Source organism: Streptomyces sp. NPDC053426, assembly GCF_055585405.1.
This window is the reverse complement of record NZ_JBVJKE010000005.1, coordinates 174466-189277: the sequence shown is the minus strand read 5'-3', so window position 1 is coordinate 189277 and position 14812 is coordinate 174466. Positions and strand designations below refer to the sequence as shown.

The 14812-nt window shown below is 72.1% G+C and carries 14 protein-coding genes; 1 reads left to right on the top strand and 13 read right to left on the bottom strand.

The window, feature by feature from the left end:
- Positions 1-39 precede the first annotated feature (39 nt).
- The 12 genes from ACZ62B_RS12650 to ACZ62B_RS12595 all read right to left on the bottom strand — a co-directional run bounded on the left by ACZ62B_RS12650 (position 40) and on the right by ACZ62B_RS12595 (position 12564).
- Positions 40-1143 (bottom strand): aliphatic sulfonate ABC transporter substrate-binding protein, encoded by a 1104-nt coding sequence (locus ACZ62B_RS12650; protein ID WP_344556455.1) that lies wholly within the window; start codon positions 1141-1143, stop codon positions 40-42.
- Between the two features lie 230 nt (positions 1144-1373).
- A complete protein-coding gene (locus ACZ62B_RS12645; RefSeq protein WP_344556453.1) occupies positions 1374-2708 on the bottom strand; it encodes a sulfate adenylyltransferase subunit 1 in 1335 nt (444 codons plus the stop codon).
- Positions 2709-2710: 2 nt separating this feature from the next.
- Positions 2711-3646: a sulfate adenylyltransferase subunit CysD gene (cysD, locus tag ACZ62B_RS12640; protein WP_344556451.1), complete on the bottom strand. Its 936-nt coding sequence runs from the start codon at positions 3644-3646 to the stop codon at positions 2711-2713.
- Entirely contained in the window at positions 3643-4179 is a 537-nt protein-coding gene (cysC, locus tag ACZ62B_RS12635; RefSeq protein ID WP_344556449.1) for an adenylyl-sulfate kinase, read from the bottom strand. The genes cysD and cysC overlap by 4 nt, the downstream gene beginning before the upstream one ends.
- Positions 4180-4222: 43 nt before the next feature.
- Positions 4223-4933, bottom strand: a complete 711-nt coding sequence (locus ACZ62B_RS12630) for a phosphoadenylyl-sulfate reductase (protein WP_344556448.1) — start codon at positions 4931-4933, stop codon at positions 4223-4225.
- Positions 4930-5109 (bottom strand): hypothetical protein, encoded by a 180-nt coding sequence (locus ACZ62B_RS12625; protein ID WP_217134628.1) that lies wholly within the window; start codon positions 5107-5109, stop codon positions 4930-4932. Before ACZ62B_RS12625 ends, ACZ62B_RS12630 begins: the two co-directional genes overlap by 4 nt.
- Complete coding sequence (locus ACZ62B_RS12620; RefSeq protein ID WP_344556445.1) at positions 5106-6821, bottom strand: nitrite/sulfite reductase; 1716 nt, start codon at positions 6819-6821, stop codon at positions 5106-5108. The genes ACZ62B_RS12625 and ACZ62B_RS12620 overlap by 4 nt, the downstream gene beginning before the upstream one ends.
- 128 nt (positions 6822-6949) lie before the next feature.
- On the bottom strand, positions 6950-7033 hold the full coding sequence (locus ACZ62B_RS12615; RefSeq protein ID WP_311136957.1) for a putative leader peptide: 84 nt from the start codon (positions 7031-7033) through the stop codon (positions 6950-6952).
- A gap of 127 nt (positions 7034-7160) precedes the next feature.
- The gene (locus tag ACZ62B_RS12610; RefSeq protein ID WP_344556443.1) at positions 7161-7733 is read right to left on the bottom strand and encodes a GNAT family N-acetyltransferase; all 573 of its coding nucleotides are present in this window, start codon (positions 7731-7733) and stop codon (positions 7161-7163) included.
- Positions 7734-7828: 95 nt separating this feature from the next.
- Complete coding sequence (locus tag ACZ62B_RS12605; protein ID WP_469690179.1) at positions 7829-9100, bottom strand: hypothetical protein; 1272 nt, start codon at positions 9098-9100, stop codon at positions 7829-7831.
- Between the two features lie 198 nt (positions 9101-9298).
- A complete protein-coding gene (locus ACZ62B_RS12600; RefSeq protein WP_468720589.1) occupies positions 9299-10588 on the bottom strand; it encodes a helix-turn-helix domain-containing protein in 1290 nt (429 codons plus the stop codon).
- A gap of 341 nt (positions 10589-10929) precedes the next feature.
- Entirely contained in the window at positions 10930-12564 is a 1635-nt protein-coding gene (locus ACZ62B_RS12595) for an acyl-CoA dehydrogenase family protein (protein ID WP_469690177.1), read from the bottom strand.
- A gap of 89 nt (positions 12565-12653) precedes the next feature.
- On the opposite strand from ACZ62B_RS12595, the gene ACZ62B_RS12590 reads away from it, so the two are divergent.
- Positions 12654-13793, top strand: a complete 1140-nt coding sequence (locus ACZ62B_RS12590) for a YihY/virulence factor BrkB family protein (protein ID WP_344556435.1) — start codon at positions 12654-12656, stop codon at positions 13791-13793.
- Positions 13794-13928: 135 nt separating this feature from the next.
- On the opposite strand, the gene ACZ62B_RS12585 is transcribed toward ACZ62B_RS12590, so the two are convergent.
- Positions 13929-14762, bottom strand: a complete 834-nt coding sequence (locus tag ACZ62B_RS12585; protein WP_469690175.1) for an NmrA family NAD(P)-binding protein — start codon at positions 14760-14762, stop codon at positions 13929-13931.
- Positions 14763-14812 lie beyond the last annotated feature (50 nt).

Below are 14812 nucleotides of genomic sequence, written 5' to 3'. Positions count from 1 at the left end.
ACCTCCTGGGAGATCTCTGTGATCCGGGCTGATCCGGGCTTACTCGGCGCCGAGACCGGCGTCGTCGACGGCCGGTTCGCCGGCGGCCTTCAGGACCTTGTCGAGCAGCGTGAGGTCGTAGATGCCGTCCAGGTCGGGCTGGTCCAACAGGCCCGCCTTGACGGCGTGCTTCGCCTGCGCGTCGAGGGTGGCGGCCAGCGGGTCGTCGGTGAACTCGATCGACTCCCACGCCGGGTCCAGCACCTCGGCGGGCAGCGCCTTGCCGGTGTCCTTCTCCAACTGCTCGTTGGCTGCGGCCTTCGCCTCGTCCGGGTGGGCGTCGATCCACTCGTTGGTTTCGACGGACGCCTTCAGCACCGCCTCGACGGCCTTCGGGTGCTCCTCGAGGAACTCCTGGCGCACGATGATGTTCGTGATCACGAACTTCTCGTCCGGCCACAGCGACGCCTCGTCCAGCAGCACCTCGCCGCCCTGCGCGACCAGCTTCGACGCGGTCGGCTCCGGCACCCAGGCGCCGTCGACCGACCCGGCCCTGAACGCGTCCGGGGTGACCTTGTTGTCGCTGCGGACGACCGTGACGTCGCCCTTGCCGCTCTGGGCGTCGACCTTCCAGCCCTGCTCGGCCGCCCAGTTGAGGAACGCCACGTCCTGGGTGTTGCCGAGCTGCGGGGTCGCGATCCGCTTGCCCTCGACGTCCTCCAGCGACTTCACCTTGTCCGGGTTCACCACGAGCTTCACCCCGCCGGACGCCGAACCGCCGATGATCCGCAGGTTCTTGCCGCCGGACTTGGTGTAACCGTTGATGGCGGGGGACGGGCCGATGAACCCGATGTCGAGGGAACCGGAGTTGAGCGCCTCGATCTCCGACGGCCCCGCGTTGAAGACGGCGTACTTCGCCTCCGTGGCGCCCAGTTCCTTCTGGAACAGACCCTTGTTGTTGCCCACCAGGGCGGTGCCGTGGGTGAGGTTGCCGAAGTAGCCGATCCTGACGGAGTCGAGACCGTCGGTCTTCTTCGCCCCGGCGGCGATCTTCGCGGCGCCGTCGTCCTTGGCCTGGGAGCCGTAGCCGCAGGCGGCCAGGGTGAGCAGCGGGAGCGCGGCCATGACCGCGAGGGTACGGCGCAGGGCGGATGTGGCAGGCACGGGAGGTGTTCCTCTCGCAAGGCCCGGCGGTCACGGTCCTGGTCTCTCAGGCCGTGGCCGGGAAGTCGGCGGGTTTTCGTCTACGGCGGTGGGGGATGAGGGCGCGCGAGCGGTGCGCGTACGTCATCGCGCACATCGGTCCACCCCGCCCTGCCCGCTGCCGAGGGCACCGCTGCCGACGCGGCCGCCCTCCTTCGCGAACTCGGAGTAGAAATCCGTGGGGTTCATGCTCAGAAGTCCCACCCGTCGTCCTCGGCCTCGTCCTTGACGGGTTCCGGTGCGGCGAAGGACTCACCGACCATGCCGGCGGTGAGCGTGGTGCCGTCGCTGGGGTCGATGAGGATGAACGAACCGGTGCGCCGCGAGTCCGCGTAGGAGTCGGCGGGCAGCGGTTCGGCGGTACGGATCTTCACCCGGCCGATGTCGTTGGCGCCCAGGGTGCCGGGGTGCGGGTGCAGCGACAGGTCGTCCAGCGTCAGCCGGGACGGGATGTCCTTCACGATCGCCTTGACGGTGCGGGTGCCGTGCTTGAGCAGCACCCGGTGGCCGACGGTCAGCGGCTGGTCGGCGACGTGGCACACGGTGGCCTCGACGTCCTGCGTGGTGGCCGGCGCGTCCTTGCTGGGCACGATCAGGTCACCGCGGGAGATGTCGATGTCGTCGGCCAGCAGCAGCGTCACCGACTGCGGCGTCCAGGCGACGTCGACCGGCTCGCCCAGCAGGTCGATCCCCGTGACCGTCGTCGTCCGCCCGGACGGCAGCACGGTCACCTCGTCGCCCACCCGGAAGGTGCCGGCGGCGATCTGGCCCGCGTAGCCCCGGTAGTCGGGGTGCTCGGCGCTCTGCGGACGGATCACGTACTGCACGGGCAGCCGTGCGTGGCAGTGCGCCAGGTCGTGGCTGACCGGGACGGTCTCCAGGTGCTCCAGCACGGTGGGGCCGCCGTACCAGTCCATGTGCGCGGACGGCTCCACCACGTTGTCGCCGACCAGCGCCGAGATCGGGATCGCGGTGACCTCGGGGACGCCCAGCTCGGTCGCGTACGCCGTGAACTCCTCGGCGATCGACGCGAACACGGACTCCCGGTAGTCGACCAGGTCCATCTTGTTGACGGCGAGGACGACGTGCGGGACGCGCAGCAGGGCGGCGATGGCGGCGTGCCGGCGGGTCTGCTCGACGACACCGTTGCGGGCGTCGACCAGGATCACCGTCAGTTCGGCCGTGGAGGCGCCGGTGACCATGTTCCGCGTGTACTGCACATGGCCCGGGGTGTCGGCGAGGATGAACCGGCGCCGGGGCGTGGCGAAGTAGCGGTAGGCCACGTCGATGGTGATGCCCTGCTCCCGCTCGGCCCGCAGGCCGTCGGTGAGCAGCGCGAGGTCGGGCGTCTCCTGGCCCCGGCTCGCCGACGCCCGCTCCACGGCCTCCAGTTGGTCGGTGAGGACCGACTTGGAGTCGTGCAGCAGCCGGCCCACCAGGGTGGACTTGCCGTCGTCGACGGAACCGGCGGTGGCGAACCGCAGCAGCGTGGTGGCCGCGAGCTCCTCGGTGGTGATGGTGCTCATGTCTAGAAGTACCCCTCGCGCTTGCGGTCTTCCATCGCGGCCTCGGAGAGCTTGTCGTCGGCGCGGGTGGCACCGCGCTCGGTGAGCCGGGAGGCGGCGATCTCGGTGATCACCTTCTCGATGGTGTCGGCGTCGGAGTCCACCGCGCCGGTGCAGGACATGTCGCCCACCGTGCGGTAGCGCACCAGCCGCTTCTCGACGGTCTCGCCGTCCTTCGGGCCGCCCCACTCACCGGCGGTCAGCCACATGCCGCCGCGGGCGAACACCTCGCGCTCGTGCGCGTAGTAGATCTCCGGCAGTTCGATGTTCTCGCGGGCGATGTACTGCCACACGTCCAGCTCGGTCCAGTTGGACAGCGGGAACACGCGGACGTGCTCACCGGGGGCGTGCCGGCCGTTGTAGAGGTTCCACAGCTCGGGGCGCTGGCGGCGCGGGTCCCACTGGGAGAACTCGTCGCGCAGCGAGAACACCCGCTCCTTCGCGCGGGCCTTCTCCTCGTCGCGGCGCCCGCCGCCGAAGACGGCGTCGAACCTCTCGCTCTGGATCTTCTCGGTGAGCGGCACGGTCTGCAGCGGGTTGCGGGTGCCGTCCGGGCGCTCCTTGAGCACCCCGCGGTCGATGTAGTCCTGCACGGAGGCGACGTGCAGCCGCAGCCCGTGCTCGGCGACCGTGCGGTCGCGGTAGTCGAGGACCTCGGGGAAGTTGTGCCCGGTGTCGACGTGCAGCAGCGAGAACGGGACCGGCGCCGGGGTGAACGCCTTCAGCGCCAGGTGCAGCATGAGGATGGAGTCCTTGCCGCCGGAGAACAGGATCACCGGCTTCTCGAACTCACCCGCCACCTCGCGGAAGATGTGCACCGCCTCGGACTCGAGGGCGTCCAGGTGGGAGAGGGCGTACGGGCTGTCCGTGCCCTCCTTCACGGTGGCGACGGTCGTCATGCCAGTCCCCTTTCGCTGAGCGCGGCGTACACCGACGCCGCGGACTCCTGCACGGTCTGGTTCTGGGACTCGATCCGCAGATCGGGTGTCTCGGGCTCCTCGTACGGGTCGTCCACTCCGGTCAGCCCGGTCAGTTCACCCGCGGCCTGCTTGGCGTACAGGCCCTTCACATCGCGTACGGAGCACACCTCGACCGGGGTCGCCACGTGCACCTCGACGTACGGCGTGCCGTTCGCCCCGTGCCGCTTGCGCACCGCGTCCCGGCTGTCCGCGTACGGCGCGATGACCGGGACGAGCGCGATGACGCCGTTGCGGGCGAGCAGTTCGGCGACGAAGCCGATGCGCTGCACGTTGGTGTGCCGGTCCTCGCGGGTGAAGCCGAGGCCCGCGGAGAGGAACTCGCGGATCTCGTCGCCGTCGAGCACCTCGACCCGGCGGCCCTGCTCGCGCAGCCGGCCCGCCAGCTCGTGGGCGATGGTGGTCTTGCCCGCACTCGGCAGACCCGTGAGCCAGACGGTGGCTCCGGTCGTCACGTGGTTCTCCCTGGCTCTCGATGGTCCGGTGGTCGTCGTCATGTCAGCCGTGCAGCCCGCACTCGGTCTTGGCGCGGCCCGCCCAGCGGCCGGCGCGGGCGTCCTCGCCCTGGAGCACCCGGCGGGTGCAGGGCGCGCAGCCCACGGAGGCATAGCCGTCCATCAGCAGCGGATTCGTGAGGACGCCGTGCTCGTCGACGTACGCTTGCACATCTTCCTGTGACCACTTCGCGATGGGGGAGATCTTCACCTTCCGCCGCTTCTCGTCCCAGCCGACGACCGGGGTGTTCGCCCGGGTCGGGGACTCGTCGCGGCGCAGGCCGGTCGCCCAGGCCACATAGCCCTTCAGGCCCTCCTCCAGCGGCTTGACCTTGCGCAGGGCGCAGCACAGGTCGGGGTCGCGGTCGTGCAGCTTCGGGCCGTACTCCGCGTCCTGCTCGGCGACCGTCTGCCGCGGGGTGAGCGTGATGACGTTCACGTCCATCACGGCCTCCACCGCGTCCCGGGTGCCGATGGTCTCCGGGAAGTGGTAGCCGGTGTCGAGGAACACCACGTCGACTCCGGGCATCGCGCGGGAGGCGAGGTGGGCGACGACCGCGTCCTCCATCGAGGAGGTCACGCAGAACCGCTTGCCGAAGGTCTCGGCGGCCCACTGGAGGATCTCCAGGGCGGAGGCGTCCTCCAGGTCCCGGCCCGCCTGCTCGGCCAGTGCCTTCAGGTCCTCGGTGGTGCGCTCTTCCTGAACAGCAGTCATGTCCGGTCCCCTCCCGTGTCGGATCGCTCAAGCCCCCGGGCGAGCAGCCCGAGGAACTTCAGCTGAAAGGCTCGGTTGCACGCGCCGCATTCCCACGCCCCGTGGCCCTCTTCGGCCGGTCGCAGGTCCTCGTCCCCGCAGTAGGGGCAGTAGAACGGCGCCGCACGCTCGCTCACGACAGGGCCTCCTCCGACGCGCGGCCGACCCAGGCCGCGAACCGCTCGCCGTCCTCGCGCTCCTCCTGGAAGCGGTTGAGGACCCGCTCGATGTAGTCGGGCAGCTCGTCCGAGGTGACCTTCAGACCGCGGACCTTGCGTCCGAACGACGGCTCCAGGCCGAGCGCGCCGCCCAGGTGCACCTGGTAGCCGCCGACCTGGTTGCCCTCGGCGTCGGTGACGAGCTGGCCCTTGAGACCGATGTCCGCGGTCTGGATGCGGGCGCAGGCGTTCGGGCAGCCGTTGATGTTGATGGTGAGCGGCTCGTCGAAGCCGGGGAGCCGGCGCTCGAGTTCGTCGATGAGGTCGCTGCCGCGCTCCTTGGTCTCGACGATGGCGAGCTTGCAGAACTCGATGCCCGTGCAGGCCATCGTGCCGCGCCGGAAGGGGGAGGGGCTGACCCTGAGGTCCAGCGCCTCCAGCCCGTCGACCAGGGAGTCGACCCGGTCCTGCGGCACGTCGAGGATGATCATCTTCTGTTCGACGGTGGTGGAGACCCGGCCCGAGCCGTGGTTCTCGGCCAGTTCGGCGACCTTGGTGAGCAGCGAGCCGTCCATCCGGCCCACACGCGGGGCGAAACCGACGTAGAAGCGGCCGTCCTTCTGGCGGTGCACGCCGATGTGGTCGCGCCACCGCTGCGCCGGCATCTCGACGGCGGGGCCGTCGATCAGCTTGCGGCCCAGGTACTCGTCCTCCACCACCTGGCGGAACTTCTCCGGGCCCCAGTCGGCGACCAGGAACTTCAGCCGGGCGCGGTTGCGCAGCCGCCGGTAGCCGTAGTCGCGGAAGACGGAGGTCACGGCCTCCCACACGTCCGGCACGTCCGCCTCGGGCACCCAGGCGCCCAGCCGCACGCCGAACTTGGGGTTGGTGGACAGACCGCCGCCGACCCACAGGTCGAAGCCGGGGCCGTGCTCGGGGTGGACCACGCCGACGAAGGAGATGTCGTTGATCTCGTGGGCGACGTCGAGGAGCGGGGAGCCGGAGACGGCCGTCTTGTACTTGCGCGGCAGGTTGGAGAAGCGCGGGTCGCCGATGTAGCGGCGGGCGATCTCGTCCAGCGCCGCCGTGCCGTCGATGATCTCGTCCTCGGCGACCCCGGCGACCGGGGAGCCGAGCATGCCGCGCGGGCAGTCGCCGCACGCCTCGGTGGTGGACAGGCCGACGGCCTCCAGACGCTCCCAGATGGCGGGCACGTCCTCGATGCGCACCCAGTGGAACTGGATGTTCTGCCGGTCGGTGATGTCGGCGGTGCCGCGGGCGTAGGTCTCGGCGACCTCGCCGATCGCCCGGAGCTGCTCGGTGGTGAGCCGGCCGCCGGTAATGCGCACGCGCATCATGAAGTACTTGTCCTCGAGCTCTTCCGGCTCCAGCAGACCGGTGCGCCCGCCGTCGATCCCGGGACGGCGCTGGGTGTACAGGCCCCACCAACGGAAGCGTCCGCGCAGGTCGTTGGGGTCGATGGAGTCGAAACCGCGCTTGGAGTAGATCGTCTCAATGCGTGTCCGCACATTGAGACCGTCGTCGTCCTTCTTGAACTGCTCGGCGCCGTTGAGCGGGGTCAGGTGCCCCACGGCCCACTGTCCCTCTCCGCGGTGACGGCTCACCTTGCGGCGGGGAGTCGCGGCGGCAGGCTTCTGCGCGGCGGCAGGGTTCTGCGGGGTGGCGGCCATGGTTGATACGTCCTTCGGGACAGGCGGGAATGCGGCTCTGACCTGCGCATATATGCGCACGAATGTGAGTGCGCGTCATTGCGCGGGGAGTGAGGCGAAGAAGGGATGTCGGGCGGTGCTGGGTGCTCTCAGCGCGCCGGACAGATGGCGCTGGACATGCGGCCGAGGTCGACGTGCCGCCGACTCACCAAGGCTGTTCCAGTTCCAGGCATGGCGGAAGCGTGTCATGGCGATCTGGACACAGTCCAGCTTCGTCCAAAATTCGGACACCCTTGTCTCGGAATGAGAGACAAGGGTGTGCTTGGTCACAAGCGCCGCAGGCGCTCTTGTCCGTGCTGGTCAGGCAGGGTAGGCCCCGGCCCACGGGCCCGGCGTCGGCGCCTCCGGCTCGTCCTCGACCTTGGTGTCGAACAGGGTGAAGCCCCGGCGCCGGTAGTTGTCCATGGCGTGCTCGCCGTCCTTGCTGCAGGTGTGCAGCCACACCCGCGTGGTCGGCTTCAGCTCCGGCCGGCGGTCCGCCAGGTCCCAGGCGCGGGCCGTGCCGTACGACAGCAGGTGTCCGCCGATGCGCCGCCCCCGGAAGGCGGGCAGCAGCCCGAAGTAGACGATCTCGACGACCCCGTCCGCCTGGGCCTCCAGCTCCACGTACCCGGCCGGCGTCCCCCGGTCGTAGGCGACCCAGGTCTCCACCTCGGGCCGGTCCAGGTGCTCCAGCCACCGCGCGTACGTCCAGCCCAGCCGGTCGGTCCAGCGGATGTCCCCGCCGACCGAGGCGTACAGGAAACGGCTGAACTCGGGGGAGGGCACCTCGGAGCGGACGACCCGCACGTCCCCCTCGGGCACGGCGGCCGGAAGGAGGTCGGTGGGCGCGGTCTGCTCCAGGGACCAGGTGGTCACGGAGATGGTCGTCATGCCGGAAAGGGAACCATCCGGCACGAGCTTCTGTCGAACGCCTGATCAGGGTGCGGACGGGTCCTGGTCCGGCAGGTCCTGGTCCGGCGGGTGTCCTAGTCCAGGGACCGGTCCACGGACGTCAGCGGCAGGGCGAAGAGCATCCGGCCGGACTGGGACCACACGTCGCCGGTCTCCTCCCAGTAGGACAGGGACGCCGCCGGGCCGCTCCAGCAGCGGTGGGTCTCGTCCGCGCCGCAGCGGGTGGGGCGGGCCCCCTCCGTGTCCTGCCGCCACAGCGTGCCGCGCTCCTCCGGTGTCCCGGTCATCCGGCCCAGGTACCAGCCCGACCGGTACGACAGCACACCGCGCACATCGGTCAGCTCCGTCTCGTACGCCCCGACCGGGTCCGGGTCGAGCAGTCCCGCACGTTCCGGTTCGGTGCTGAAGGAGTACCGCCACAGCCGGGTCGGCCCGTCCTCGTCCACGGGCGCCGCCTCGCGGGTGACCAGGCTGTCGGGTGCGGTGCTGCGGTCCAGGGAGATGCCGTCCGGCCGGGGCGCGCCGGCCCCGCTCGTCCGATAGGAGGCGACGGCCGGCAGCACGTACCGCGCCCCCGCCGCCGACCAGCCGCCGGGCACCCGCCCGACCGACGTGCCGTCCACGGTGGCCCGCTGGACCCGGCCCAGGTCGTACACGTACAGCGCGCTGTCGTCCGCCGGGCCCGCGGTGACCAGCAGTTTGTCCTGGTACCAGACCATGCCGGACACGGCGGAGCCCAGTCCGCGGTAGTCGCGGCCGCCGTCCTCGGGGACGGTCAGCAGGGCCCAGGTGTAGCGGAGGTCGTCCGGGTCGCCGGCGTCCACGAAGGCGACGCGGGCGAGACCGTCCTCGGCCGGGGCGCCGGTGCTGCGGCTCCACCCGGAGAGGATCACCCGGTGCTCGCCCCAGCGGCCGTCGTCGTCCGCGTCCCCGGAGGTGGTGACCGCGCCGGACCGCCAGCCGTCGGTGTCGGCGTCCGGCCAGCAGTACGCGCGGGTCGCGGCGGGCTCGGCCGGCAGGGCCCGCCGGTCGTCGTCCGTACAGTCCTCCGCGTCGCCCAGGGAGCCGTCGGGGTCGGCGAGCACGGAACCGACACCGACCGGCCCGCCCATCCCGTCGGAGAGCCGGTCCAGCGCCTCGCGCGGCACGTGGTGCTCGGTCAGCCGCAGCGGCGCGGTCTCGGCGGACGCGGTGAGCGGCTTCAGCGCCCCGGGGTCGTCGGCGTCGGTGGCCTGGGAGGCGCTGATCATGGTGGCGGCCGCGGTCAGCGCGAGGGCGGTCCCGGCCAGCGCCGCCCGCAGCGCCCTGCCCTGCCTGCGCCGGCGGTGTCTGCCGCGATGCTTCATGACGTCCTCCCGAGACGAGCCAACTGCGTCCGGTGGTCCGAGGGTTGACCGTGGAGCAGTTGGGGTGGCCCGTACCCGGATGCTACGGCAGCCGAACGGCCCGGGAGCCGAAGACCCTGCAAATATGCGAAACAGCGACCTTCCGAGCGTGCCCCCGGGCACGCCTGTACGACCCCGCGCGGTCTTGACGGACGGGAGTCAGGCTTCCCGCCCCGGCCGCCGCCGGCGGCCCAGCGCCGGGGCCGTCGAGTGGGGGAACAGGTCGCGCGGGTCGTCCGGGAGGACCGTCCTCACCTCGGCGGTCTCCGTGAAGCGGTAGGGGCGGTGGTCCAGGAGGGGGCCCAGATAGCGGCGTACACGGGACATCTCCGCGCGGACCGTCACCGTACGGGCCGGGTCGCCGAAGACGTCCCGGGCGAGGTCCGCGGCACTGCGCCCCGCACGGTGCACGGCCAGCAGATACAGCAACTCGGCGTGCCGGGGGCTCAGTTCCCGGGTCCACGAGCCCGCCCCGCCGGACACCTCCACCGACCAGCGGCGCGGCCCCCGAAGGTCCAGCACGATCCGGGTCGAGGAACGTGCCACCGGTTCGTCCGCCGCCCGCACCAGCCAGCCCCCGGCCAGCGGCTCCAGCGAGCAGCGGCCCAGCGCGGACAGCCACCGCATGCCCGCCGACACCGACTTGGGCAGCGCCAGCCGCTCCGTGTACGGCATCCCCGTCACCGCCGCCGTCCACCCCTGCCGGTCCACGACCAGCGCCCGCCCGTCGATCCGGGCCAGCACCGGAGCCGCCACCGCGCGCAGCCGCTCCAGCGACCGCAGATGCGTCTCCCGCAGCCGCGCCTCGGCGAGCTTGGCCACCGAGTCGACCCACGCCAGCGTGGCCGGGTGCATCGTCTCCAGCGGCCCGCTCACATCCACCACGCCGATCAGCCGCCCGTCGCGGGGATCGGTGATCGGCGCCCCGGCACACGTCCAGGCGGCGTGCGACCGTACGAAGTGCTCGGCGGCGAACACCTGCACGGGGCGCCGCGTCACCGCCGGCGTCCCCACCCCGTTGGTGCCGACGACCTCCTCGCGCCAGTCCGCGCCGATCTCGAAACCCAGCCCGTCGGCCTTGCGCAGCACCGGCGCGCTGCCCTCCCGCCACAGCACCCGGCCCTCCTCGTCGGCCACCACCATGATGTGATGGGCGACGTCCGCGACCGACAGCAGCCCCTCCCGCAGCACCGGCAGCACCTGCCGCAGCGGCGACGACTCCCGCCGCCGCTGCACCTCCTCCCAGGACAGCAGACCGCTGCGGAAGTCGTGGTCCGGGTCCACGCCACTGCGCAGCATCCGCTCCCAGGACTGCCCGATCACCGGGCGGGGAGCCACGGGCGTACGCTGCCCGGAGAGCGCGGCGGAGCGGACCTCGTCGAGCACCCGCGCCGCACGCGCGGTGTCGACGGCGGCCAGCCGCGTCACGTCCATCGGCGAGAGCGCCACCGGTCCTCCCGGGAAGAAAGCCTGTCAGGACTCATACTGCCGTCCGCCCCCGGCAGGGACGCCCGGTACGGCCACGACAACAACAAGTTGCAACCCCTTGCAACCCTGGTGAAGCGCCCCCGGCTGTTTGAAACTTGAGCGACGCCGTCCCGAGCGGCGTCCACGGCTCGTAAGGGGCCTGTGCGGCGGGGGTGGTGCCGTGTCGGCGCAGCACCACCCCCGCGTCATGCCTGCGGCGGCCGGGCGGTGTGCGCGGCACGGGGTGCGGCTTGACGCGCGTCGGCGGCTGCCGGCTGTGGGTGGTCGGCCGCGCGGTTCCCCGCGCCCCTGGGGCGGGCCCCTCAGGGCATCGGCCGGGCCCGTTCCACCACCGACGCCAGGTCCAGTGTGTGCGGCAGCGTTCCGAACGCCGCGCCCCCGTCGCCGCCCAGCCGCGCCGCGCAGAACGCGTCCGCCACCTGCGGCGGCGCGTACCGCACCAGCAGCGACCCCTGGAGCACCAGCGCGAGGCGCTCCACCAGCCGCCGTGCCCGTCCCTCGACGCCCTCCAGGTCCGCCAGTTCGGTCAGCAGGTCCTTGATCGCCGCGTCCAGCCGGTGATCCGCCCCGCGCGCCCGCCCCACCTCCCGCAGATAGGCGTCCAGCGCGGCCGGCTCCCGGCGCAGCGCCCGCAGCACGTCCAGCGCCTGGACGTTCCCCGCGCCCTCCCAGATCGAGTTCAGCGGCGACTCCCGCACCAGCCGGGGCATCCCCGACTCCTCCACGTACCCGTTGCCGCCCAGGCACTCCGCCGCCTCCACCGCGAGCGGCGCGCACCGCTTGGTCACCCAGTACTTCGCCGCCGGCACCGCGATCCGCAGCAGCGCCCGCTCCCGCTCGCCGCCGTCGTCGTACGCCGCCGCCAGCCGCAGCGCCAGCGTGGTGGCCGCCTCCGACTCCAGCGCCAGATCGGCCAGCACGTTGCGCATCAGCGGCTTGTCGACGAGCTTCCCGCCGAACGCCTCCCGGTACGCGCAGTGGTGCACCGCCTGCGCCACGGCCTGCCGCATCAGCCCCGCCGAGCCCAGCACACAGTCCAGCCGGGTCGCCGCCACCATCCCGATGATGGCGTGCACCCCGCGCCCCTCCTCCCCGACCCGGCGCGCCCACGTCCCGGCGAACTCGACCTCGGCCGACGCGTTGGACCGGTTGCCCAGCTTGTCCTTCAGCCGCTGGATCAGGAACACATTGCGCGTACCGTCCTCCAGCACGCGCGGCACGAGGAAACACGTGAGCCCGCCGGGTGCCTGCGCCAGCACCAGGAAGGCGTCCGACATCGGCGCCGAGCAGAACCACTTGTGCCCGGTCAGCTCGTACGCGCCGTCCTCGGCCAGCGGGCGCGCCGCCGTCGTGTTCGCCCGTACGTCGCTGCCGCCCTGCTTCTCCGTCATGCCCATCCCGAACAGGGCGCCGGGCTTCTGCCCCGGCGGCCGCAGGGCACGGTCGTAGACCGTCGACGTCAGCCGGGGCTCCCACTGGGCCGCCAGCGCCGGATCGGTGCGCAGCGCGGGAACCGCCGCGTGGGTCATCGACAGCGGACAGCCGTTGCCGGCCTCGACCTGCGTCCACACCAGGAACGCCGCGGCCCGCCGCACGTGCCCGCCCGGCCGCCCCCACGCCGCCGTCAGCCCCGCCGAGACGCCCTTGCCGAGCAGCCGGTGCCAGGACGGATGGAAGTCGACCTCGTCGATCCGGTGACCGTAGCGGTCGTGGGTGCGCAGCCGCGGCGGGTTCTCGTTCGCCAGCACCCCCCACTCCTGCACCTGGGCGGACCCGGCGGTCCGCCCCAGCCCCGACAGCTCGGAGCGGCCCTCGTCCAGCACGTCCGGCGCCAGATGCCGCTCGACCGCCTCCACCAGCGCCCGGTCGGCGCCGAACACGTCGTACTGCACCAGCGGGGGAGCCTGATTGGTCACGGTGTGCGTGGTGCCTGCCATGCCCACGAACCTACCCCGCGGTACGCCGGCCTCACCCGCCGATCCGGCCTCGGGTGAGTGCGACCTGGTACGACGGATACCTTTAGGTCGTGCAGCCAGCAAGTGAATCCCCCGACGAGCCCTCCGGCCGCCTCCACCGGGCCCGGGCCCTCTACCGGAACGTCTCCAAGCGCAGGACCGCCTGGCTGCTGCTGAAGGACACCGTCAACTCGTGCATGGAGTACCGCATCCTGGGTCTGGCGGCGGAGGCGGCGTTCTTCACGCTGCTGTCGGTGCCCCCGCTGCTGCTCAGCATGATCGGCCTCCTCGGCTACGTCGACGCCTGGACCGGCGCCGACACCATCCAGAGCCTGCAGCGCAACCTCCTGGACGCCTCGCAGACGGTGCTCTCCGACCGGGGCGTGAAGGAGATCGCGGAGCCGATCCTGCGGGACGTCACCAAGGGCGGCCGGCCCGACGTGATCTCCCTGGGCTTCCTGATCGCCGTGTGGTCGGGCTCCCGCGCGGTGAACGTCTTCATCGAGACCATCACCGTCATGTACGGCCTCGACGGCGTCCGGGGCATCGTGAAGACCCGGCTGCTGGCCTTCCTGCTGTTCATCGTGGCCCTGCTGATCGGCTCGGTCGCGCTGCCGCTGATGGTGGCGGGACCGGACGCGGTCGTCCGGGTGGTGCCCTGGTCGACGACGCTCGTCCAGATCCTCTACTGGCCGGTCGTCATCCTGCTCTCCGTGGCCTTCCTGACCACGCTGTACCACGTCTCCGTGCCCGTGCGCTCCCCGTGGATCGAGGACGTGCCCGGCGCGCTGGTCGCCCTCGCCATGTGGGTGCTCGGCAGCTTCCTGCTGCGGCTCTACCTGACGAACACCGTCGAGGGACCCACCATCTACGGCTCCCTCGCGGCCCCCGTCGCCGTACTGCTGTGGATCGGTGTGTCCGCGTTCGCCGTGCTCGTCGGGGCCGCGGTCAACGCGGCCATCGACCGGGTCTGGCCGGCCGCCGCGACGGCCGCGGCCCGTGAGGCGAACGAGCGGCTGCGGCAGGCGCAGGTCGCCGAGTACGTCGCCCGCACGACCGCGGCCGGGGAGGCGGACCCCGACATGCCCTCCGAGTTCCCCGAACGCTGGTCCCGCTTCCTCCCCCCGGAGGACGTCACGGCCCGTCTGCGCACCCACGTGAAGTCCACGCACCCGAGGAACGGGGAGGGGCCGGGGCACGAGGAGAAATGAGCCGTTCTCCACCCCGCTCCTCAAACGCCGGAGTGGCTGGAAATCAGCCCCTCCGGCGTTTGAGGAGCGGGGGTCCGGGGGCAGCGCCCCCGGGACGGGACGGGTAAGGGCGGCGGGGGCGAGAAAAAATCAGGCTCACGCCTTCCAGGTACCGGCCCCCGCCTCCTCCGCCACGAAGTCGGCGAAGTCCCGCGGCCCCCGTCCCAGCACCCGCCGCACCCCGTCCTCCACCCGCGCGTTCCGGCCGTCGAGCAACGTCTCGAACAGCCCGGTGAGGAAGGCGGCCTCCTCCGGCGGCACCCCGAAACCGGCCAGCGCCTCACCGTAGTCCCGCGCCGGCACCGCCCGGTACGCCAGCGACCGCCCCGTCGCCGCCGCGATCTCCGCCACCGCCTCCCCCCAGGTCAGCAGCCGGGGCCCGGTCACGGAGAGCGTCCGCCCGGCATACCGCTCCCCACCCGTCACCGCGGCCACCACCACCTCCGCGATGTCCCGCACGTCCACGAACGGCTCGGCCACCTCACCCGCCGGGAACACCAGCTCCCCGCCCCGCACCTCCGCCGCCAGCGGCCCCTCGCTGAAGTTCTGCGCGAACCACGCGGCCCGTACGACCGTCCAGTCCGCGCCCGACGCCCGCAGCGCCTCCTCGGTGGGCAGCGCCTGGTCCTGGCCCCGCGCCGACAGCAGCACCAGCCGCCGTACGCCCAGACCGACCGCCGTCCCGGCCAGCTCACCGACCGCCTCCGCGGTCCCCGGGGCGCCGACGTCCGCCGGGTGGACGAGATACGCCGCGTCGGCGCCCCGCAGGGTCTTTGCCCACGTCGACCGGTCCGCCCAGTCGAACCCGGTCGCCCGCGACGCCGCCCGCACCGTCAGCCCCGCCGCCCCGGCGGCCCGCGCCACCCGGCTTCCCGTACGCCCCGTCGCGCCCGTCACCACGATCGTCGTGTTCTTGGTGTCCTGTGTCATGCCGACGAGTCAACTCCCGCACGCCGCACGGAACCATCGCTGAACGGCTC

What these genes read in the sequence shown, in the direction of transcription:
- ACZ62B_RS12645 (WP_344556453.1), bottom strand. Translation starts at nt 2,708, where the DNA reads ATGAGCACCATCACCACCGAGGAGCTCGCGGCCACCACGCTGCTGCGG.
- cysD (WP_344556451.1), bottom strand. Translation starts at nt 3,646, where the DNA reads ATGACGACCGTCGCCACCGTGAAGGAGGGCACGGACAGCCCGTACGCC.
- ACZ62B_RS12630 (WP_344556448.1), bottom strand. Translation starts at nt 4,933, where the DNA reads ATGACTGCTGTTCAGGAAGAGCGCACCACCGAGGACCTGAAGGCACTG.
- ACZ62B_RS12620 (WP_344556445.1), bottom strand. Translation starts at nt 6,821, where the DNA reads ATGGCCGCCACCCCGCAGAACCCTGCCGCCGCGCAGAAGCCTGCCGCC.
- ACZ62B_RS12615 (WP_311136957.1), bottom strand. Translation starts at nt 7,033, where the DNA reads ATGCCTGGAACTGGAACAGCCTTGGTGAGTCGGCGGCACGTCGACCTC.
- ACZ62B_RS12610 (WP_344556443.1), bottom strand. Translation starts at nt 7,733, where the DNA reads ATGACGACCATCTCCGTGACCACCTGGTCCCTGGAGCAGACCGCGCCC.
- ACZ62B_RS12605 (WP_469690179.1), bottom strand. Translation starts at nt 9,100, where the DNA reads ATGAAGCATCGCGGCAGACACCGCCGGCGCAGGCAGGGCAGGGCGCTG.
- ACZ62B_RS12595 (WP_469690177.1), bottom strand. Translation starts at nt 12,564, where the DNA reads ATGGCAGGCACCACGCACACCGTGACCAATCAGGCTCCCCCGCTGGTG.
- ACZ62B_RS12585 (WP_469690175.1), bottom strand. Translation starts at nt 14,762, where the DNA reads ATGACACAGGACACCAAGAACACGACGATCGTGGTGACGGGCGCGACG.